15 protein-coding genes, 1 tRNA gene and 1 riboswitch are annotated in these 20,043 nt (G+C 74.1%); of the genes, 13 read left to right on the forward strand and 3 right to left on the reverse strand.

Going from position 1 to position 20,043, the window contains the following annotated elements; all coding sequences use genetic code 11:
- Positions 1-15: 15 nt before the first annotated feature.
- Together VM95_RS12980 and VM95_RS12985 are read left to right on the forward strand one after the other, a co-directional pair.
- On the forward strand, positions 16-1,488 hold the full coding sequence (locus VM95_RS12980; protein ID WP_045695781.1) for an NAD-dependent malic enzyme: 1,473 nt from the start codon (positions 16-18) through the stop codon (positions 1,486-1,488).
- A 550-nt stretch (positions 1,489-2,038) separates the two neighbouring features.
- Positions 2,039-2,320: an HU family DNA-binding protein gene (locus VM95_RS12985; RefSeq protein ID WP_030308200.1), complete on the forward strand. Its 282-nt coding sequence runs from the start codon at positions 2,039-2,041 to the stop codon at positions 2,318-2,320.
- 74 nt (positions 2,321-2,394) lie between these two features.
- On the opposite strand, the gene murA is transcribed toward VM95_RS12985, so the two are convergent.
- Entirely contained in the window at positions 2,395-3,735 is a 1,341-nt protein-coding gene (murA, locus tag VM95_RS12990; RefSeq protein WP_045695783.1) for a UDP-N-acetylglucosamine 1-carboxyvinyltransferase, read from the reverse strand.
- Between the two features lie 299 nt (positions 3,736-4,034).
- Here murA and VM95_RS12995 point away from each other — a divergent pair, with 299 nt between their 5' ends.
- The 6 genes from VM95_RS12995 to VM95_RS13020 all read left to right on the forward strand — a co-directional run bounded on the left by VM95_RS12995 (position 4,035) and on the right by VM95_RS13020 (position 11,393).
- The gene (locus tag VM95_RS12995; protein ID WP_045695784.1) at positions 4,035-4,628 is read left to right on the forward strand and encodes a YqgE/AlgH family protein; all 594 of its coding nucleotides are present in this window, start codon (positions 4,035-4,037) and stop codon (positions 4,626-4,628) included.
- An 83-nt stretch (positions 4,629-4,711) separates the two neighbouring features.
- On the forward strand, positions 4,712-4,996 hold the full coding sequence (locus VM95_RS13000; protein ID WP_045695785.1) for a DUF3039 domain-containing protein: 285 nt from the start codon (positions 4,712-4,714) through the stop codon (positions 4,994-4,996).
- Positions 4,997-5,084: 88 nt separating this feature from the next.
- Positions 5,085-6,695, forward strand: a complete 1,611-nt coding sequence (locus tag VM95_RS13005) for a beta-N-acetylhexosaminidase (RefSeq protein ID WP_045695786.1) — start codon at positions 5,085-5,087, stop codon at positions 6,693-6,695.
- Positions 6,696-6,994: 299 nt separating this feature from the next.
- Complete coding sequence (locus VM95_RS44300) at positions 6,995-7,861, forward strand: FAD binding domain-containing protein (RefSeq protein ID WP_045695892.1); 867 nt, start codon at positions 6,995-6,997, stop codon at positions 7,859-7,861.
- Positions 7,858-9,069 (forward strand): (2Fe-2S)-binding protein, encoded by a 1,212-nt coding sequence (locus VM95_RS45610; RefSeq protein WP_425265300.1) that lies wholly within the window; start codon positions 7,858-7,860, stop codon positions 9,067-9,069. Before VM95_RS44300 ends, VM95_RS45610 begins: the two co-directional genes overlap by 4 nt.
- Complete coding sequence (locus VM95_RS13020; protein WP_045695788.1) at positions 9,066-11,393, forward strand: xanthine dehydrogenase family protein molybdopterin-binding subunit; 2,328 nt, start codon at positions 9,066-9,068, stop codon at positions 11,391-11,393. Before VM95_RS45610 ends, VM95_RS13020 begins: the two co-directional genes overlap by 4 nt.
- 74 nt (positions 11,394-11,467) lie before the next feature.
- Here VM95_RS13020 and VM95_RS13025 read toward each other — a convergent pair.
- Positions 11,468-11,539: transfer RNA gene (locus VM95_RS13025), tRNA-Cys, on the reverse strand.
- 120 nt (positions 11,540-11,659) lie between these two features.
- Positions 11,660-11,722, forward strand: a riboswitch (guanidine-III (ykkC-III) riboswitch).
- A 45-nt stretch (positions 11,723-11,767) separates the two neighbouring features.
- Here VM95_RS13025 and VM95_RS13030 point away from each other — a divergent pair.
- Together VM95_RS13030 and VM95_RS13035 are read left to right on the forward strand one after the other, a co-directional pair.
- Positions 11,768-12,082 (forward strand): DMT family transporter, encoded by a 315-nt coding sequence (locus VM95_RS13030; RefSeq protein WP_045695790.1) that lies wholly within the window; start codon positions 11,768-11,770, stop codon positions 12,080-12,082.
- A gap of 90 nt (positions 12,083-12,172) precedes the next feature.
- Positions 12,173-13,612: an MFS transporter gene (locus VM95_RS13035; protein WP_045695792.1), complete on the forward strand. Its 1,440-nt coding sequence runs from the start codon at positions 12,173-12,175 to the stop codon at positions 13,610-13,612.
- Positions 13,613-13,628: 16 nt separating this feature from the next.
- On the opposite strand, the gene VM95_RS13040 is transcribed toward VM95_RS13035, so the two are convergent.
- A complete protein-coding gene (locus VM95_RS13040) occupies positions 13,629-14,924 on the reverse strand; it encodes a polysaccharide deacetylase family protein (RefSeq protein ID WP_045695793.1) in 1,296 nt (431 codons plus the stop codon).
- 476 nt (positions 14,925-15,400) lie between these two features.
- Between VM95_RS13040 and VM95_RS44310 the strand changes: the two genes are divergently transcribed.
- From VM95_RS44310 to VM95_RS13055, 3 genes are read left to right on the forward strand one after another with little or no spacing between them, the layout of a single operon-like run.
- Positions 15,401-16,045 carry a class F sortase gene (locus VM95_RS44310; RefSeq protein ID WP_045695794.1) on the forward strand — a complete coding sequence of 215 codons (645 nt, stop codon included), beginning with the start codon at positions 15,401-15,403 and terminating at the stop codon, positions 16,043-16,045.
- Positions 16,042-17,367: an alpha/beta hydrolase gene (locus VM95_RS13050; RefSeq protein WP_052706333.1), complete on the forward strand. Its 1,326-nt coding sequence runs from the start codon at positions 16,042-16,044 to the stop codon at positions 17,365-17,367. The genes VM95_RS44310 and VM95_RS13050 overlap by 4 nt, the downstream gene beginning before the upstream one ends.
- Positions 17,334-19,931, forward strand: a complete 2,598-nt coding sequence (locus VM95_RS13055; protein WP_078859835.1) for a bifunctional lysylphosphatidylglycerol flippase/synthetase MprF — start codon at positions 17,334-17,336, stop codon at positions 19,929-19,931. The genes VM95_RS13050 and VM95_RS13055 overlap by 34 nt, the downstream gene beginning before the upstream one ends.
- Positions 19,932-20,043 lie beyond the last annotated feature (112 nt).

Consider the following 20,043-nt stretch of genomic DNA (forward strand, 5'->3'; position numbering starts at 1 on the left):
AAGAAGGAAGCGTCGATGGCGACGGTGCCCAGTGTCTCGAACTCGATCACGGTACGGCTGGAGGTCCCGGCCCGGGGCAACGCCGTCAGTGCGATCACCACGGCCGTGGAGTCCTCCGGCGGTTCGGTGACCGGCCTCGACGTCACCGCCTCCGGCCTGGAGGCCCTGCGGATCGACGTCACGGTGGCGGCCTCCTCCGTCGCGCACGGCGAGGAGATCGTCGAGAAGCTCCGCGCGATCGACGGCGTGGCCATCGGGAAGGTCTCGGACCGCACCTTCCTGATGCACCTCGGCGGCAAGATCGAGATGTCCTCCAAGCTGCCGATCCGCAACCGCGACGACCTGTCCATGATCTACACCCCGGGCGTCGCCCGGGTCTGCATGGCGATCGCCGAGAACCCCGAGGACGCCCGCCGCCTCACCATCAAGCGCAACAGCGTCGCCGTGGTCACCGACGGCTCGGCCGTGCTGGGCCTGGGCAACATCGGCCCGGCGGCCGCGCTGCCGGTGATGGAGGGCAAGGCGGCCCTGTTCAAGCGCTTCGCCGGGATCGACGCCTGGCCGATCTGCCTGGACACCCAGGACACCGACGAGATCGTGGCCATCGTCAAGGCGATCGCCCCCGGCTTCGCGGGCATCAACCTGGAGGACATCTCCGCGCCGCGCTGCTTCGAGATCGAGGCCCGGCTGCGCGAGGCCCTGGACATCCCGGTCTTCCACGACGACCAGCACGGCACCGCGATCGTGGTACTGGCCGCCCTCACCAACGCGCTGAAGGTGGTCGGCAAGGAGATCGGCGACATCCGGGTGGTCATGTCGGGCGCCGGCGCCGCCGGTACCGCGATCCTCAAGCTGCTGCTGGCCGCCGGCGTCGAGCACGCCACCGTGGCGGACGTGCGCGGCGTGGTCCACCAGGGCCGGGACGACCTCAACGACAGCCTGCGCTGGATCGCCGAGCACACCAACCGCTCCGGCCGCACCGGCAGCCTCAAGGAGGCCGTGGAGGGCGCCGACGTCTTCATCGGCGTCTCCGCCCCGAACGTGCTGGACGGCGACGACCTGGCCACCATGGCCGAGAACGCGATCGTCTTCGCGCTGGCCAACCCGGACCCGGAGGTCGACCCGGCCGTCGCCCGGCAGACCGCCGCCGTGGTCGCCACCGGCCGCAGCGACTTCCCGAACCAGATCAACAACGTGCTGGTCTTCCCGGGTGTCTTCCGCGGCCTGCTGGACGCCCAGAGCCGCACCGTCAACACCGAGATGATGATCGCCGCCGCCCGGGCGCTGGCCACCACCGTCGCCGACGACGAGCTGAACGCGAACTACATCATCCCGAGCGTCTTCCACAAGGACGTCGCCAAGACCGTCGCCTCCGCCGTCCGCGAGGCCGCCCTGGCCGGCGCCCAGGAGGCGCCGGTGCCCTCCCGCCCGACCCCGGGCATCGTCGGCACCCTCGACACGTCGGCCTTTCCCGTCGTCAAGCTGTGAGGGCCGTCGTCGAGCCGTGACGGCCGCCGTCAAGCTCTGACCCGCCCTCCCGGCGACGTGTCGCGGATCGGTCAAATGTCCGATTGGCGCCATACCCGCCCAAGCCCGCCCCGAACCCTTGCGACACAAGGGCGAGGGGCGTGTTTGGGCTTGTCAGTCCTAGGGCGTACGGTAGCCCTGCACGGGGCAGGCGTGTCCGACAAGTACGGAACGTCCCCCTGGTCTTCCGGCGTGTCGTCCCGACCGCCGCCCGCTCCCGGTCCGCCGGAGCCGACGGAGCGTCACACCTCCAACGGGCGGGCGATGTTCGGGTGGCTCGGCCGGGGCCCGATTGGCTTTCTCGGGGCCGGTCGGGGCAGGATTCGTTCCCAGGCAGGCGGGCGGGCCTTTCGACGGCACCGGCGCGCGGCGTACGGGTACGGACCCGGCCTGCGACCACGCATTGCCTGCATGAGCACAGTGTGCGGACCTGCGGCCCATCCGGGTGCCCCCCGGTGGGAGCACCGATGGGCCCCCGCACACCGCAAGCGAACAGACCACAGGAGTACACATGAACCGCAGTGAGCTGGTGGCCGCGCTGTCCGAGCGCGCCGAGGTGACCCGCAAGGACGCCGACGCCGTTCTGGCCGCCTTCGCCGAGATCGTCGGCGAGGTCGTCGCCAAGGGCGACGAGAAGGTCACCATCCCCGGTTTCCTGACCTTCGAGCGCACCCACCGCGCTGCCCGCACCGCCCGCAACCCGCAGACCGGCGAGCCGATCCAGATCCCCGAGGGCTACAGCGCCAAGGTCAGCGCCGGCTCCAAGCTGAAGGAAGCCGCCAAGGGCGCCTGAACCGCACCTTGAACGCCCGAGAGGCCGGGCTCCCCGCGGGGAGCCCGGCCTCTCGCCGTGTCACCGGGCGCTGATCAGGCGTCGACCAGCTGCTCGCTGGGCAGCTCGACGTGCGCGCCCAGGTCGCGCAGCTTGTCCATGAAGTTCTCGTAGCCGCGGTTGATCAGGTCGATGCCGTGCACGGTCGAGGTGCCCTCGGCCGCCAGCGCCGCGATCAGGTACGAGAAGCCGCCGCGCAGGTCCGGGATGACCAGCTCGGCGCCCATCAGCTTGGACGGGCCGGAGACGACCGCCGAGTGCAGGAAGTTGCGGGCGCCGAAGCGGCACGGGGTCGCGCCCAGGCACTCGCGGTAGAGCTGGATGTGCGCGCCCATCTGGTTCAGCGCGCCGGTGAAGCCGAGCCGCGACTCGTACACCGTCTCGTGGACGATGGACAGGCCGGTGGCCTGGGTCAGCGCGACCACCAGCGGCTGCTGCCAGTCGGTCTGGAAGCCCGGGTGCACGTCGGTCTCCAGGGCGATCGCCTTGAGCTCGCCGCCCGGGTGCCAGAAGCGGATGCCCTCGTCGTCGACCTCGAAGGCGCCGCCGACCTTCCGGAAGGTGTTGAGGAAGGTCATCATCTCCAGCTGGCGGGCGCCGCGGACGTAGATGTCGCCCTTGGTCGCCAGCGCCGCGCAGGCCCAGGAGGCCGCCTCCAGGCGGTCCGGCAGCGCCCGGTGGGTGTAGCCGTTCAGCTCGTCCACACCGGTGATCAGGATGGTGCGGTCGGTGCCCAGGGTGATGATCGCGCCCATCTTCTGCAGCACGCAGATCAGGTCGACGATCTCCGGCTCGATGGCCGCGTTGCGCAGCTCGGTGACGCCCTCCGCGAGGACGGCGGTGAGCAGCACCTGCTCGGTCGCGCCGACCGAGGGGTAGGGCAGCTCGATCTTGGTGCCGCGCAGCCGCTGCGGGGCGACCAGGTAGGTGCCCTGCGGGTGCTTCTCGATGGTGGCGCCGAACTGGCGCAGCACCTCGAAGTGGAAGTCGACCGGGCGGCCGCCGATGTCGCAGCCGCCCAGGCCCGGGATGAAGGCGTGGCCGAGGCGGTGCAGCAGCGGGCCGCAGAACAGGATCGGGATCCGCGAGGAGCCGGCGTGCGCGTCGATGTCGGCGACGTTGGCGCTCTCGACGTGCGAGGGGTCGAGGATCAGCTCGCCGTCCTCGTCACCGGTGCGCACGGTCACGCCGTGCAGCTGGAGCAGTCCGCGGACCACCTTGACGTCGCGGATGTCCGGGACGTTGCGCAGTCTGCTGGGGCCCTGCCCGAGGAGGGCGGCGACCATGGCCTTGGGGACCAGGTTCTTCGCACCGCGGACGCGGATCTCGCCTTCGAGCGGGTTTCCGCCGTGGACCAGCAGGACGTCGTCGGTCATCGTTCTCGCAATCCGGGGTGCCAGAGGAGTGGGACGGGCTCTGGAGCAGAGCCGCTGGTGGACCGGTGGTACGGCCGTACGGGCGCGTTCGGGCCCCCGGCGAAACCGAGTCGGCACCGTAGAAGGGCGTCCACCATCCGTAGATGGTAGTAGGCGTCTGGACGGTTCCCGTGAGCCTCTCCCGTGATGGTGCTCTCTCCGGGGCTCCTCCCGCCCGCCGGTACGGCCGTACGGGTGTTCGTTCGGCGTGGCGCGGTTTCGACCGTTTCGGTGTCCGACCGGCGCCGTTCTGCGGGATCATGTGTGGCATGACGGCGGCCCATTCGCACGCAGGCCGGTCACACACCGGCCGTCTGCTCGTCGCGACGCCCGTGCTCACCGATCCGAACTTCGCGCGGTCGGTGGTGCTGCTCCTCGACCACGACGTCGAGGGGGCGCTCGGTGTGGTCCTCAACCGGCCGACACCGGTCGAGGTCGGCAGTGTGCTGGACGGCTGGGGCAGACTCGTCGGCCGGCCCGCCGTGGTGTTCCAGGGCGGGCCGGTGGCGCTGGACTCGGCCCTCGGCCTCGCGGTGGCGCCGGGGGAGCCGGGCACCGGCGAGCCGCTCGGCTGGCGGCGGGTGCACGGGGCGATCGGCCTGGTCGACCTGGAGGCGCCGCCCGAGGTGCTGGCCGGGGAGCTGGGGGCGCTGCGGATCTTCGCCGGGTACGCCGGCTGGTCGCCCGGCCAGCTGGAGGCGGAGCTGGAGAGCGGCGCCTGGTACCTGGTGGACTGCGAGCCCGGGGACATCTCCAGCCCCGAGCCGGAGCGGCTGTGGCGCGCGGTGCTGCGCCGCCAGCGCGGCCCGCTGGCGCTGTTCGCGACCTACCCGGACGACCCGACGCTGAACTGAACCCACGCCCCGGAGGCGAGTGGGCGGGGCGCGGTCGCGCGACACTGGCCGGGTTTCCGGGGGCGCCCATAGACTTGGCACCTATGAGCACTCTTGAGCCCGAGCGCGGCCTCGGCACCGGCACCCTGGTCGAGCCCGTCCCGCAGGTGTCCCACGGGGACGGCGACCACGAGCGCTTCGCGCACTACGTCCAGAAGGACAAGATCATGGAGAGCGCGCTCTCCGGATCGCCCGTGGTGGCGCTCTGCGGCAAGGTGTGGGTGCCCGGGCGCGACCCGAAGAAGTACCCGGTCTGCCCGATGTGCAAGGAGATCTACGACGGCATCGGCAAGCCGCAGGGCGGCGACGGCGAGGGCGGCGGCAAGTAGTCCGCGCGCGCCGGAACGGCGTTTTGCATAGCACCGCGTTTCCGCGGTGGTCTATGCCACTCGCGCCGGGCGTGGGCAGGATGACGGGATGGACCTCATCCCCGCACCGTCGAGTGCCGTCCGCCGTCCGGGCGAGGACTTCCCGCTGGACGCCGCCACCACGCTGACCGCGCCGCCCGGGCTGGCCGACGCCGAGCGGTGGCTGCGCGGCACGCTCGGCGCCGCCACCGGGCTGCCGCTCGGCCCGGGCCGGCCGGGCACGGGCATCGAGCTGGTCGAGGACGACGCGCTGGCCGCCGAGGCGTACCGGATCACGGTGCGCCCCGGCCACGCGCTGCTCGCCGCGGGCGGCCCGGCCGGCGCGCTGTGGGGCGCGCAGACCCTGCGGCGGCTGCTCGGCCCGGACGCCCACCGGCGCTCCCCGCTGCGCCGCGAGGGCTGGGTGCTGCCCGGCGTCGACCTCGCGGACGCCCCCCGGTTCGGCTGGCGCGGCGTGCTGCTCGACGTCGCCCGGCACTTCCTGCCCACGTCCGACGTGCTGCGCTTCGTCGACCTGCTGGCCGCGCACAAGCTCAACGTGCTGCACCTGCACCTGACCGACGACCAGGGCTGGCGGGTGGAGATCAAGCGCTACCCGAGGCTGACCGGGCGCGGCGCCTGGCGGGAGCGCTCGATGGTCGGCTACCGGGCCGGCGGGCGCCGCGACGACCGCCCGCACGGCGGCTACTACACCCAGGACGACCTGCGCGAGATCGTCGCCTACGCGGCCGCGCGCGGGATCACCGTCGTCCCGGAGATCGACCTGCCCGGCCACACCCAGGCCGCCGTCGCCGCCTACCCCGAGCTGGGCAACACCGACGTGGTGGACACCGCGGCGCTCGGCGTCTGGACGGACTGGGGGGTGAGCCACCACGTCCTCAACGCCTCCGAGGAGACCCTGCGCTTCTTCGAGGGGGTGCTGGAGGAGGTGCTGGAGCTGTTCCCGTCCGAGTTCATCCACCTGGGCGGCGACGAGTGCCCCAAGGAGCAGTGGAAGGACAGCCCCGCCGCCCAGGCGCGCATCCGCGAGCTCGGTCTGGCCAACGAGGACGAGCTGCAGAGCTACCTGATCCGGCACTTCGACCGCTGGCTGGCCGCGCGCGGCCGCCGGCTGATCGGCTGGGACGAGATCCTGGAAGGCGGCCTGGCCCCCGGCGCGGCGGTGTCGTCCTGGCGCGGGTTCGGCGGCGGGATCGCGGCCGCGAGGGCCGGGCACGACGTGGTGATGTGCCCCGAGCAGCACGTCTACCTCGACCACCGGCAGGCGGACGGGCCGGACGAGCCGATCCCGGTCGGCTTCGTGCGCACGCTGGAGGACGTCTACCGCTTCGAGCCGGTGCCGCGGGAGCTGGACGAGGCCGCCGCCCGGCACGTCATCGGCACCCAGGCGAACCTGTGGAGCGAGTTCATGGACAGCGCCCGGGACGTCGACTACCGGGCCTTCCCCCGGCTGGTCGCCTTCGCCGAGGTCGCCTGGTCCGCCCTGCCCGCCGAGCCGGCCGAGCGCGACTTCGCCGATTTCGAGCGGCGGCTGCGGGGGCACCTGGAGGTGCTGGACGCGCTCGGCGTCGAGTACCGCCCGGCGGACGGCCCGCACCCCTGGCAGCGGTGGCCGGGAGTGGCCGGCCGGCCGATCGAGGGGCTGCCGCCGCAGCGGTGATCACACGGTTCGGGAACTAATGAGCGATCATCTGACGTCAAGAACAGATGAACATCTGCCCTGGCCCGGTCCGGGTCGGGGCAGATACCGCCCGGTATCCGTCCCAATCGGGCAGTCCCGTTCACCCGCCCCGAAATGATCATCGAGCATTGTGTGCCAGAGTTGCCCAACCCGGCCCGATCGCCCGTACCCTACGGGCCAGGCCGGGCTGCTGACGCGGACAGTGCGGCCCCGGCCGCGGGCGGCAGGCGATCGATGAGCAAGTGGAGCACGGTGGGACCCAGGTGAACCGGACGATCATGCTGCCGGCCTCCCTCGACGAGGCCGTCGACGCGCTGGCCGCCGCCCCGGCCGCGGTACCGGTGGCCGGAGCCACCGACCTGATGGAGGCCGTCAACGCCGGACGGCTGCGCCCCGCCGCCCTGCTCGGCCTCGGCCGGATCACCGAACTGCGCGGCTGGCGCTACGAGGACGGCGGCACCGCCGTCCTCGGCGCCGGACTCACCCACGCCCGGATGGACCGCCCCGACTTCGCCGCGCTCATCCCCGCGCTCGCCGACGCCGCCCGCACCGCCGGACCGCCGCAGGTCCGCAACGTCGGCACCCTCGGCGGCAACATCGTCACCGCCGCCCCTTCCGGCGACACCCTCCCGGTGCTCTCCGCGCTGGAGGCCACCGTCACCCTCGCCCGGGCCGGCGCCACCCGCGAGGTGCCGGTCGGCCACCTGCTCACCGGCCTCGACCCGGTGCGCCCCGGCGAACTGCTCACCTGGGTGCGAGTCCCGCTGCTCCACGCGCCGCAGGTCTTCCTCAAGGCCACCGGCCGCAGCGGCCCGGCCCGCGCCGCCGCCTCCGTCGCGCTGGTCCTCGACCCGGCCCGGCGCGCCGTGCGCTGCGCGGTCGGCGCCGTCGCCCCGGTGCCGCTGCGCCCGCTGGAGGCCGAGGCCTGGGTGGCCGGCTGCATCGACTGGGACGGCAGCCGGGAGATCGACCCGGCCGCCACCGCCGCGTTCGGCGAGTACGTGGCCGCCGCCTGCGTCCCCGAGGACTACGGCGCCGAGGGTGCCTGGGAGGCCGTCACCGAGGGGCCGACCGCGGCGGCCGTTCGACTGCGGCGTACCGTAGCGGTGCTGGCCCGCCGGGCACTGGGAAGGGCGCTGAAGTGAGCACAGACCCCATCGAGAGCCTCGACGCCGACCCGCTCGGCCTCGCCGCCCCGCAGGTCAGCCGCGAGCTGCGCCCGTGCACCTCGTACACGCTCCGGGTCAACGGCTTCGAACGGCCCGTCACCGACGCCTGGATCGGCGAGAGCCTGCTCTACGTGCTGCGCGAGCGGCTCGGCCTGGCCGGCGCCAAGGACGGCTGCGAGCAGGGCGAGTGCGGCGCCTGCTCGGTGCAGGTGGACGGCCAGCTGGTGGCCGGGTGCCTGGTGCCCGCCGCGCTCGCCGCCGACTGCGAGATCAACACCGTCGAGGGCCTGTCGGCCGGCGGCAGCGCGAGCGACGTCCAGCAGGCGCTGGCCGCCTCCGGCGCCGTCCAGTGCGGCTACTGCGCGCCCGGCATGGCGATGGCCGTGCACGACCTGCTGCAGCGCAACCACCGGCCCACCGAGGTCGAGGCCCGGCAGGCGCTGTGCGGCAACCTCTGCCGCTGCACCGGCTACCGCGGCGTGCTGGCCGCCGTCCAGACCGTCGCGGACGCCCGCGCCCTGGAGGCGGAGGAGGCGGAGGCCGCCGCCCTCGCCGAGGAGGAGGCCGCCGCCGCTGCCGCCTCCGGTGCGCAGCCCGTCGAACGACAGGCCGTCGAACCGCAGGCCGTCGAACCGGAGCCGGCCGCCGAGGCCGCCGCCGTCGAGCCGCCGGTCTACGCCGACGCCGAGGCCTGGATCGAACACGTCCCCCACCCGGCCGTCGAACAGCCGCCGGTCGAGCACGGCGCCGGCGCCGGGTACGCCGACCCCTCGGGCGGCTACGACACCGGCGTCTACGACACCTCCGTCCTGACGGGCGCCCAGCCCGGCATCCCCGCCCAGGCCGCCGACGACCAGGTCTACCACCAGCCGCAGGGCTACCCCGGGCAGCACTACCAGACCACCCCCGCCCACGGCACCTACGTGCCGGCCGGCTACCCGGACGGCTACCCGCAGCCCGGCGGCTACGACGCCGGGTACGACGCCCCGGTCTACGAGCCCACCCCCGCGCACGGCACCCCGCTGCCGAACGCCGCCTTCGACGGCACGCCCCCGCACGGCACCCCGTACCCGGACCCGCACCCGCACGGCATCCCGGCCGCCGGCGCCACCGCGGACGGCCTCCCGTACGGCGCCACCCCCGCCCACGGCATCCGGCTCCCCGAGGACGACCACGCATCATGACGTCGCCTACCGACATCGGCGCAGCACTCCAGCAGGACGGCGGCGCGGGCGGCACGCCGGAGCCCGTCGGCCTGGGCAGCTCCCCGCTGCGCAGCGACGCGCTGCCCAAGGCGCTCGGCATCTACCCGTACGCGGCCGACCTGTGGGCCGAGGGGCTGCTGTGGGGCGCCGTGCTGCGCTCGCCGCACCCGCACGCCCGGATCCGCGGCATCGACACCTCGGCCGCGCTGGCGCTGCCCGGCGTGCACGCCGTGGTCACCGCCGCCGACCTGCCGCCCGGCCCGGACGGCACCCCGGACGGCGCGCCGTCCGGCCCGATCGTCGCCGACCGGCCGGTGCTGGCGGTCGGCGTGGTGCGCCACCACGGCGAGCCGGTCGCGGCGGTGGCCGCCGACCACCCGGACACCGCCCGGCTGGCGGTCGGCCTGATCACGGTCGACTACGAGCCGCTGGAGGCCGTCACCGACCCGGAGCAGGCCTTCACCGCCCCGGCGCTGCACCCGGACGGCAACCTGTTCCGCCACCTGCCGCTGCGCACCGGGGACCCGGACGCGGTCGGCGAGGTCGTCGTCGAGGGCCTGTACCAGGTCGGCCGGCAGGACCCGGCGCCGCTCGGCGCCGAGGCCGGGCTGGCCGTGCCCCGCCCGGACGGCGGCGTCGAGCTGCACCTGTCCTCCACCGACCCGCACGGCGACCGCGACCGCACCGCCGCCTGCCTCGGCCTGGAGCCGGACCGGGTCCGGCTGGTGGCCACCGGCGTGCCCGGTGCCACCACCGACCGCGAGGACCTGTCCTTCCAGGTCACCCTGGCGCTGCTGGCGCTGCGCACCGGCCGCCCGGTGAAGATGACCCTCACCCGCGAGGAGTCCTTCCACACCCACACCTCGCGCCACCCCGCGCTGCTGCGCTACCGCCACCACGCCGACGCCGAGGGCGTGCTGGTGAAGGTCGAGGCGCAGATCCTGCTGGACGGCGGCGCCTACGCGGACGTCTCCGCCGAGGCGCTGGCCTCCGCGACGGCCTTCTCGGTCGGCCCGTACAACTGCCCGAACGTCTTCGTGGACGCCTGGGCGGTGCGCACCAACAACCCGCCGGCCGGACGGATGCGCGGCGAGGGCGCGCTGCAGGCCTGCTTCGCGTACGAGGCGCAGCTGGACCAGCTGGCGGCCAGGGTCGGCGTGGACCCGGTGGAGATCCGCCGGCGCAACGCGATGGCCACCGGCGACCCGCTGCCCACCGGGCAGGCCGTCACCTGCCCGGCGCCGGTGAAGGCGCTGCTGGACGCGGTGGCGGCCGAGCCGCTGCCGGCCCTGCCGGTGGACGATCCGGACGCCGAGTGGCTGCTGCCGGGCGGGCCCGGCGGTGCCGGAGACCCGGCGGCGGTGCGGCGCGGCATCGGCTACGCGGTCGGCATGGTGCACATGCTCGGCGCCGAGGGCGAGGACGAGGTGTCCACCGCCACGGTGCGGGTCAGCGGCGACCACGCCACGGTGATCTGCGCGGCGGTCGACGCGGGGCAGGGCTTCGCCACGCTGGCCCGGCAGATCGTGCAGACCGTGCTGGGCGTCAGCGAGGTCTACATCGCACCGGCCGACAGCGACCAGTCGGTCGCCGGCCCGTCCGGCCGGGGCCGGCACACCTGGGTCTCCGGCGGGGCGATCGAGCGGGCCGCGCTGATGGTCCGCCACCAGCTGCTGCAGCCGATCGCGGCCAACTTCGGGATGTCGGTGGAGCTGCTGCAGATCGCCGACGGCAAGATCACCTCCTACGACGGGGTGCTCGGCATGCCGGTCGCCGAGGCGCTGGAGGGCAAGGAGCTGTGGGCCACCGCGCAGTGCCGCCCGCACCCGACCGAGCCGCTGGACGACGCCGGGCAGGGCGACGCCTTCGTGTCCATCTCGTTCTGCGCGATGCGCGCGGTGGTGGACGTGGACATCGAGCTGGGCGCCGTCCGGGTGGTCGAGATGGCCGTGGCCCAGGACGTCGGCCGGGCGCTGAACCCCCGGCAGATCGAGGACCGGATCGAGGCGGGCGTGGCGCAGGGCGTGGGCCTGGCGCTGCTGGAGGACCTGCGGACGGCGGGCGGCGTGCTGCTGAACCCCTCGCTGACGGGGTACCGGCTGCCGACCGCGCTGGACACCCCGGAGGTGCGGATCGCCGCGCTGCTGGAGGAGCGGGACGTGGTGGCCACCTTCGGCGCCAAGGCGGTCAGCGCGGTGCCCGCGGTGGTCGCGCCGGCGGCCGTCGCCGCCGCCGTCCGGGCCGCCACCGGGCTGCCGGTCGGCCGGCTGCCGATCCGGCCGGAGGACGCCGTCACGGCCTGACGGGAAGAGCGGGAAGAGCGGGAAAACGGAATTCGCCGGTCGGCTGGGAAGCCGACCGGCGAATTCCTTTTGCGAGGCCATGGCGGGAATCGAACCCGCGTGCACCGCTTTGCAGGCGGTCCCCTCAACCACTCGGGCACACGGCCAGTGCATTAAGAATGGCGCACCGCCGGAACGGGGTCAATGACCCTCTGTGAATTCCGTATTGCGCTGTGTGAATTCATTTCGGGGCGGTGTGCTACGGTCGGGGACAGGTGGCCGACTCCCCCTTGGCGGGCCGGCCGCCCCGGACGAGCGCGTCGTACCCGGTGACGACAAGACGGCGCAGTTCAGCGGCAATCCGGCCGCTGTGGACTGCGGAGGTACGGCTCGTCATGGCCTGGCTCGTTCTGATCGTCTCGGGTCTCCTGGAGACCGTCTGGGCGGTGGCCCTGGAATCGTCCAAGGGCTTCTCCCGCCTCGTTCCCAGCGCCGTCTTCGGCGTCGCCCTGCTGCTGAGCATGGGCGGGCTGGCGTACGCGATGCGCACCATTCCGATCGGCACCGGATACGCGGTCTGGGTGGGCATCGGCGCGGTCGGCACCGCGCTCTACGGGATGGCCGTCCTGGGGGACGCGGTGACCGCGGCCCGGATCGGCTGCCTGCTGCTGATCGTCTCCGGCGTGGTGGGGCTCAAGGTGCTGCACTGAGCCCCGGCCCGGGTCCTACGCCCAGGGACCTAGGAGATCACCGACTCCGGTCAGGAGTCACCGGCGTGATCGGCTCTTACCATGGCATCCATGACCACTGCCTCCCCCACCTCGGTCGACTCCGCCCCGACAGCCTCCGCGACCGATCCCGGCGGCGGGGTGCTCAGCGGGCGCTACCGGGCGCTGACACTGGGGATCGTCTCGGTCGTCCTGGTGATCGCCTTCGAGGCGACCGCCGTCAACACCGCGATGCCGATCGCGGCCCGGCAGCTGGACGGCCTCGGGCTGTACGCCTTCGCCTTCTCCGGCTACTTCACCACCACGCTGTTCGCGCTGGTCGTCTCCGGCCAGTGGTGCGACCGGCGCGGGCCGCTGCAGCCGCTGTTGACCGGAATCACGGTGTTCGGCGCGGGCCTGGTGGTGGCCGGGACGGCGCCCGGCATGTGGGTGTTCGTGGCCGGGCGGGCGATCCAGGGCCTGGGCGGCGGGCTGGTGATCGTCGCGCTGTACGTGGTGGTCGGCCGGGCCTACCCGGAGCGGCTGCGCCCGGCCGTCTTCGCGGCCTTCTCCTCGGCCTGGGTGCTGCCCTCGATCGTCGGCCCGCTGGTCGCCGGCGCCGTCACCCAGCACCTGGGCTGGCGCTGGGTGTTCCTGGCGGTGCCGGCGCTGATCCTGCTGCCGCTGGCCGTCATGGGCCCGGCGCTGGCCCGTTCGGAGCGCGAGCACCCGGTGCTCAAGGGCGCGGACTTCGACCGCCGGCGCACCCTGCTGGCCGCGATGGCGGCGCTCGGCGCCGGCCTGCTGCAGTACGCGGGCCAGCGGCTCGACCCGATCGGGCTGGTCCCGGGCCTGGCCGGGGTGGCGCTGCTGGCGCCGGCCGTCCTGGGGCTGCTGCCGAAGCGGACGCTGCGGGCCGGGCGCGGGCTGCCCGCGGTGATCCTGCTGCGCGGGGTGGCGGCCGGGGCGTTCTTCGCGGCCGAGGCGTTCATCCCGCTGATGATGGTCACCCAGCGGGGCCTGTCGCCGACGCTGGCCGGGCTCACCCTGACCAGCGGCGGGCTCTCCTGGGCGCTGGGCTCCTGGCTGCAGGGGCGGCCGGGGGCCGAGCGGTACCGGACCGTGATGATCCGGGGCGGCTTCCTGGCGACCGGGGTGGCGATAGCCGGCGCCGCCCTGGTGCTCGTCCCGGCGGTGCCGGCCTGGGCGGCCGCGGTGGCGTGGGGCGTCGGCGGGATCGGGATGGGGCTGACGGTGGCGAGCGTCAGCGTGCTGATGATGAAGCTCTCCGCGCCGGAGGACGCCGGGGCCAACTCGGCCGCGCTGCAGATGAGCGACGCGCTGGGCAACGTGCTGCTGACCGGCCTCGCCGGGGTGCTGTTCGCGGCGCTGGGCGGGGGTTCGCTCGCGGCCGGCCAGGAGGGCGCCGAAGGCGCCGGCTCGGCCGGCGCCTTCGCGGTGATCCTGCTGACCATGTCCGGGGTCGCGCTGATCGGGGCCCTGCTCTCCGGCCGGGTCCGGGCGCGGACCTGACGGCCGGGCCCGGCCGTCAGCCGGCGGTGGCGCTCGCGGTGGCCGCCGGTGCCGCCGCCGGGGTGCCGAGGAAGGCCTCCCAGCCGCCGGTCGGGGACTGGCCGGGGGCGAGGCCCTGCAGCTTGCGCAGCACCGCCGGGTCCTGGGCGTCCAGCCAGTCCACCAGCTGGCGGAAGGAGACCAGCCGGACCTCGGGCTTGCCCGCGATCGCCTTGATCACGTCCTCGACGGCGTTCATGTAGATGCCGCCGTTCCACTCCTCGAAGTGGTTGCCGATGACGTAGGGCGCCCGGTTGCTGTTGTAGGTGCGGTCGAAGCCCATCAGGTAGGAGTCCCGGGCCTGGGTCTGGAAGCCCGGGTGGAGGGCCGGGTCGGCCTTGGTGTTCGGGCCGCACTGGTTGTACATGATGTTGTAGTCCATCGACAGCACCTGGAAGGTGTGCCCGGGGAAGGGGATGGACTGCAGCGGGAGGTCCCAGAGCGCGCCGCCCTGGATCTTCTGCGGCCACACCTGGGTGCCGTTGCCGCTGCTGTCGTAGCGCCAGCCGCGCTTGACCGCGGTGGGAAGCAGGTTGCGCTGGCCCTCCAGGCAGGGGGTGCGGCTGCCGATCAGCTCCTTGCGGTAGTCGAAGGGCAGCGGCGGCAGGTCGGTGAACCCGGTGTTGGTGCGCCAGTTCATCACGAAGTCCATCGCCTGCTGGATCTCGCTGTCCCACTCCTCCGGGGACCACTTGCCGACGCCGGTGCTGCCGCAGAAGTGGCCGTTGAAGTGGGTGCCGATCTCGTGGCCCTCCAGCCAGGCCGCGTGCACGTTCTCCAGGGTGTCGCGGATGTGCTGGTCGCTCAGGTAGCCGATGTCGGAGGCGCCGACCTTGTGCTGCGGCGGGCGGTACAGGTCCTTCTTGGACTCGGGCAGCAGGTAGAGGCCGCTGAGGAAGAAGGTCATCTTCGCGTCGTGCTCCTGCGCCAGCTTGCGGAAGCGGGCGAACAGGCCGTTGTCGAGTTCGCCGGCGCCGTCCCAGGAGAAGACCACGAACTGCGGCGGGCGCTGGCCGGGCTGGAGCCGGTCGGGGACGGGCTGGTGCGGCTGGGCGCCGGTGTCGGCGGTGGAGCCGTCGCCGATCAGGACGGTCTGCGGCTGCGGCACCGGGGCCGGGGTGGTGGTCTGCTCGGCGGCCGCGGCGGTGGCCGGGGCGGCGCTCCCCGCGGCGTGCTCCCCGCCGTTGCCGCCGTCCCTGCCGCAGCCGGCCGCCAGGGTGGCGGCCGTCGCCGCGCCGGCGGCCAGCAGGGTGCGGCGCGAGAGTGCGTCCATGGTCACTCCGTTCATGAGGCGTTCGGCAGGCGTGCGGGCGTGCGAAGGTCCGGTCGGACAAGTGGGGTGATAGAACCCGTGACCGGGTCAGCATGGCACGCGGGCGGCGGCGGCGGTCGCGGCTCGTCGGCCGTTCGGATTCGATCGCTCGATTGACGCAACCGATCGGGCCGACAGGCCGTCGATGCTCGTGCGGGGTCGCTCCTGCGCGGGTCCGGCGCCGGTCGAGGGCCTCACCCTGCGCTCGTGGGCTCCCACGCACCGTGTCCGCGGGGGCCCGGCCCCTGCCGATCGGGGGGTGCCGGTACGACCGTAGTGCGGACGTGCCTTACGGTTCGATCCGATTGAATGGGTTCTCAGGAAATTCCCAGAATGCGGGACCGCGCTTCCGGCGGGTGTTCGACCCGGCGTCCGCCGGGGCGGCCCAGCGGTTCGACGGCAGGTTCCGGCAGCAGGTACGACAGAGGGGAGCGCCCGTGGGCGGCCAGCAGAGCAGGGGTCCCTGGCCGGGCACCCTGGCGGCGGGCGCCGCGCTGGTGCTCGGCGCCTGGCTGCTGCACGACGGCGGCTCGCCGGTCCTGCCGCCCGCCCCGGGCGCGGGGCAGTCGCTGTCCGGCTTCGCCCCGGTCTCGATCGTCCCGCCGCTGGGCCCGTCCGCCCCGACCCGCGTCCGCATCCCGGCCGTCAAGCTGGACGCCCCGGTCACCGCGCTCGGCCTCGACCCGGACGGCCACCTGCAGACCCCGCCCGCCGAGGACCGCAACCTCGCGGGCTGGTTCCGGGGCGGCGCCAGCCCCGGCCAGCGCGGCACCGCGATCCTCGCGGGGCACGTCGACAACAAGGCCGGCCCGGCCGTCTTCTATCATCTGGGCGCGCTCCGGCGGGGGGACCGGATCGAGATCGCCCGGGCCGACGGCGCCACCGCCGTCTACCAGCTGTACGCCATCGAAGTGCACGACCGAAAGGACTTCCCGGACGATCGGGTCTACCGTCAGGCCGCCGACGCACAGCTGCGGGTGATCACCTGTGGCGGCGCGTACAGCGAGGAACACGGCTACGAGGGCAACGTCGTCGCCTACGGGTTCCTGGCCGACACCACCCGACCGGGCAAAGCCGCATGACCACGCTCAACCTCGCCACGCGCTGGAACCCGATCGACTGGCCGCTCACCCACGGCCCGATCCCGCACGCCGTCCACGCCGCCGGCTGGCTGGCGCTGATCGCGCTCGCCATCGGCCGCGACCGCGGCTGGTGGCGGGTCCGCCTGCCCGCCGCGCTGTTCACCGCGGCCGCGCTCAGCCTGCTGCTCGACGTCGTGGTGGACGGCTGGTGGCACCCCTTCCCCGAGGGCACGCCCCGGTACGTCACCTGGTGGATAGCCACCGCCCTGCTGGGCCTGTGCCTGGCGGGCTACCGGATGGGGCGGCTGCGCTGGCGCGGCCGGGGGCTCGCGCTCGGCGCGGGCCTGCTGGTGCTGCTGATGGCCGCCTCCGAGGTCAACATCGGCTTCGGGCAGTACCCGACCGGACGGGTGATCCTCGCGCCCTGGCTCACCGACACCAGCGAGCCGCTCACCCCCAAGGTCGGGCAGACCGTCGCCGCCCCGCCGGGCAAGGTGCTGGACGAGGTCTGGCAGGCCCCGGCGGACCTGCCGGCGAAGGGCACCGTCTCGGTGGTGCCGATCCCCGGCCTGCGGTCGGGCTTCAACGCCCGCCCCGCGTACGTCTACCTCCCGCCCGCCTACCAGGCCACCCCCCGGCCGCTGCTGCCCGTCGTGGTGCTGATCACCGGTCAGCCCGGCACGCCCGGGGACTGGGTGCTGGCGGGTCAGGTGAACGAGGCGATGGACGCCTACGCCGCCGAGCACCACGGGCTCGCCCCGATCGTGGTGATGCCCGATCAGCTGGGCTCCACCTGGAACAACACGCTCTGCCTGGACTCGAAGATCGCCCGGACCCAGACCTACCTGTCGGTGGACGTGCCCGAGTGGGTCCGGCACAACCTGCAGACCGCCGAGGGCCGGGGGGCCTGGGCGGTCGGCGGCGCCTCGATGGGCGGCACCTGCGCGCTCCAGCTCGGTGTCAACGCGCCCGACGTGTACGGCACCGTCCTCGACATGTCCGGCCAGGAGGAGCCCACCCTGGGCACCCGGGCGGAGACCGTCAAGGCCGCGTTCGGCGGTGACGGCAAGCGGTTCGACGCGGTCGACCCGCTGCAGCTGATGGCCCGCCGGAAGTTCCCCGACACGTCCGTCGCCTTCGTGGTCGGCGAGGGCGACGGGGAGTTCCGGCCCCAGATGGAGAAGGTCTACAAGGCCGCACAGGAGGCCGGGATGAGGACCAGGTTCGAGCTGATGCCGGGCGGCCACGGCTGGGTCGTGTTCCGCCCGGGCATCGCCCGGCAGATACCGTGGCTGGCGCAGCAGACCGGACTGGCCAGGTGATCGGGCTGCGGACGGCGCCCGCCGCCGAGCGCTCCGGACACGCGGAGCGCGTGCCGACCCCGCGTGAGGCCGACACCGACCCGGCGCCCGTCACCCGGACGCCGGAGCCGCGCCCGCAGCGGGTCCGCCGGGCCGCCCGGGCGCTCGGCGCCAGGCTGCGCGCGGCGCCGCTGACGCTCGCCCTGCTGGTCGGGCTGTGGGCGCTCGGCGCGGCCACCCACAGCCTCCCGCACGGCCCGTCCGCGCACCTGCTCGCCCGGACCGGCGTCGGCGCGGACACCCTCGCCGCGGGCCGCTGGTGGACGCCGCTCAGCTCGCTGCTGTGGTGCTCCGGCATCGGCTCGTACGTCTTCAGCAGCCTGCTGCTGCTCCTGGTCGGCCCGACCGCCGAGCGGCGGCTCGGCCGGCTGCGCACCCTCGCGGTGCTGGCCGGCGGGCAGGTCGTCGGCACGCTGGCCGGCACCGCGCTGATCGCGGCCGGCTCCGCGGCGGGCGAGCAGTGGACGGCCTCGGTGGCCGACCAGACCTCGGTCGGCCCCGGCGTCGGCCTGTTCGCCCTGGCCGGGGTGCTCGGCTACCGGCTCACCGTGCTGTGGCGCCGCCGGCTGCACCTGCTGGTGCTGCTCCTCCCGCTGGTCATGACGCTGTACGTGGGCCACCTGCAGAGCGTCCAGCGGTGCGCCGCCGCGCTCGTCGGGCTGGGCGCGGGCGCGCTGCTCAGCCGCGGCCGCCCGAACCTGGTCGGCCGCCGCTCCTCGCACACCGAGACCCGGGTGCTGGTCGCGCTCTGCCTGGTCGCCGCCGCCTTCGGGCCGCTGATCGCCTCGCTGTACGACAACGCCAGCGGGCCGTTCAACACCTTCTCCGAGCTGTACTTCTCGCACCGGCTCGGCCCGGACGAGGTGGCCGACTTCTGCGCGATGTCGGCGCACGACTGCGCCCGCGCGCACGCCGTCGAACGGATCTTCGACACCCCCGGCCGGATGATGGCCGCGCTGTTCCCCGGGCTGCTGCTGGTGCTCGCCGAGGGGCTGCGCCGGGGGCTGCGGTTCGCCTGGCGGATCACCGTCGCCACCGAGCTGCTGTGGGTGGCGCTGCTGGGCTGGCTGTACCTGGACGCCGGGCCGGTCGACCGGGACGTGGTGCAGTACTTCGTCGAGGCGATGCTGCTGCCGCTGCTGACCACCGCGCTGCTGCTGGCCACCCGGCAGCGGTTCCGGCTGCGGCTGCCCGGCCGGTCGGTGCGCCGGCTCGGCCTGCTGGTCGGCGGCGCCGCGCTGGCCTCCGCCGCCGCGTACGTCGGCCTCGGGCGGCTGGTGGCGAACCAGTTCGAGCCCGGTGCGGGCGTGAGCGGGCTGATCGACGGGCTGCCCGCGCAGTTCCTGCCGCCGGCCTACAACGACCTGCTGCCGGACTACCCGATCGCGGTCGGCCCGGTGGCGCGCTTCCTGGAGACGTACTGCGGCCTGGCGTTCTGGGTGGTCGCGCTCGGCGCGCTGCTGTCCGCCTTCCGGCGGCCGGTGCTGCACACCGACGCCGACGCGGCCGCCCGGGCCAGGGCGCTGCTCGCCGAGCACGGCGGCGGCACGCTGTCCTTCATCACCACCTGGGACGGCAACCACTACTGGTTCGACGAGTCCGGCCGGGCGGCCGTCGCCTACCGGGTGCTGGGCACCGTCGCGCTCACCACCGGCGACCCGTTCGGAGCCCCGGAGGACCGCGCCGGGGCGGTGCTCGGCTTCGCCCGGTACTGCGACGCGCGCGGCTGGACGCCGTGCTTCTACAGCGTCTCCCCGCAGACCAGGGACGCCGCCGGGCAGCTGGGCTGGCGCTCGGTGCAGGTCGCCGAGGACACCGTGGTCGCGCTGCCCGAGCTGGCCTTCACCGGCAAGAAGTGGCAGGACATCCGCACCGCGCTCAACAAGGCCGGCAAGCAGGGCATCACCGCCGAGTGGTGGGCGTACCACGAGGCGCCGCTGGCGCTGAAGGACCAGATCCGGGCGATCTCCGAGGAGTGGGTCTCCGAGAAGGGCCTGCCCGAGATGGGCTTCACCCTCGGCGGCCTGGAGGAGCTGGACGACCCGGACGTGCGGGTGCTGGTCGCGGTCGACGAGCAGCGGACGGTGCACGGGCTGACCAGCTGGATGCCGGTCTACGAGGACGGCGTGCCGGTCGGCTGGACGCTGGACTTCATGCGCCGGCGCTCGGAGGGCTTCCGGGGCGTCAGCGAGTTCCTGATCGCCTCCGCGGCGCTCGGCTTCAAGGAGGAGGGCGCGCGCTTCCTGTCGCTCTCCGGCGCGCCGCTGGCCCGCACCGGGCAGGACGAGGAGCCCACCGGGCTGCAGCGGATGCTGGACTGGATGGGCCGGGTGCTGGAGCCGGTGTACGGCTTCCGTTCGCTGCTGGCCTTCAAGGCGAAGTTCCAGCCCGAGTACCGGCCGATGTACATGAGCTATCCCGACCCGGCGGCGCTGCCCGCGATCACCAGGGCGATCGGCAAGGCCTACCTGCCGCACCTCACGGCGGCGCAGGGCGTCCGGCTGATGCGTCGGCTGTCGGGCTGAACCGGCTCGGCCCCGCGACGGCCGCGGCGGCCCGACCCGGGCCCCGGACCCGGGCGTCGTCGGCGGTTTCGGGCGGTGTCGGGTGGTGTCGGAGGTGTCGCCGGTGTCGTCC

This window comes from Streptomyces rubellomurinus (assembly GCF_000961885.1).
In the GTDB taxonomy this organism is placed as follows: Bacteria; Actinomycetota; Actinomycetes; order Streptomycetales; family Streptomycetaceae; genus Kitasatospora; species Kitasatospora rubellomurina.

What these genes read in the sequence shown, in the direction of transcription:
- VM95_RS13000 (WP_045695785.1), top strand. Translation starts at nt 4,712, where the DNA reads ATGAGCACTCTTGAGCCCGAGCGCGGCCTCGGCACCGGCACCCTGGTC.
- VM95_RS13040 (WP_045695793.1), bottom strand. Translation starts at nt 14,924, where the DNA reads ATGGACGCACTCTCGCGCCGCACCCTGCTGGCCGCCGGCGCGGCGACG.
- VM95_RS13005 (WP_045695786.1), top strand. Translation starts at nt 5,085, where the DNA reads ATGGACCTCATCCCCGCACCGTCGAGTGCCGTCCGCCGTCCGGGCGAG.
- VM95_RS12995 (WP_045695784.1), top strand. Translation starts at nt 4,035, where the DNA reads ATGTGTGGCATGACGGCGGCCCATTCGCACGCAGGCCGGTCACACACC.
- VM95_RS44300 (WP_045695892.1), top strand. Translation starts at nt 6,995, where the DNA reads ATGCTGCCGGCCTCCCTCGACGAGGCCGTCGACGCGCTGGCCGCCGCC.
- VM95_RS12985 (WP_030308200.1), top strand. Translation starts at nt 2,039, where the DNA reads ATGAACCGCAGTGAGCTGGTGGCCGCGCTGTCCGAGCGCGCCGAGGTG.
- VM95_RS13020 (WP_045695788.1), top strand. Translation starts at nt 9,066, where the DNA reads ATGACGTCGCCTACCGACATCGGCGCAGCACTCCAGCAGGACGGCGGC.
- VM95_RS13050 (WP_052706333.1), top strand. Translation starts at nt 16,042, where the DNA reads ATGACCACGCTCAACCTCGCCACGCGCTGGAACCCGATCGACTGGCCG.
- murA (WP_045695783.1), bottom strand. Translation starts at nt 3,735, where the DNA reads ATGACCGACGACGTCCTGCTGGTCCACGGCGGAAACCCGCTCGAAGGC.
- VM95_RS13030 (WP_045695790.1), top strand. Translation starts at nt 11,768, where the DNA reads ATGGCCTGGCTCGTTCTGATCGTCTCGGGTCTCCTGGAGACCGTCTGG.
- VM95_RS13035 (WP_045695792.1), top strand. Translation starts at nt 12,173, where the DNA reads ATGACCACTGCCTCCCCCACCTCGGTCGACTCCGCCCCGACAGCCTCC.
- VM95_RS12980 (WP_045695781.1), top strand. Translation starts at nt 16, where the DNA reads ATGGCGACGGTGCCCAGTGTCTCGAACTCGATCACGGTACGGCTGGAG.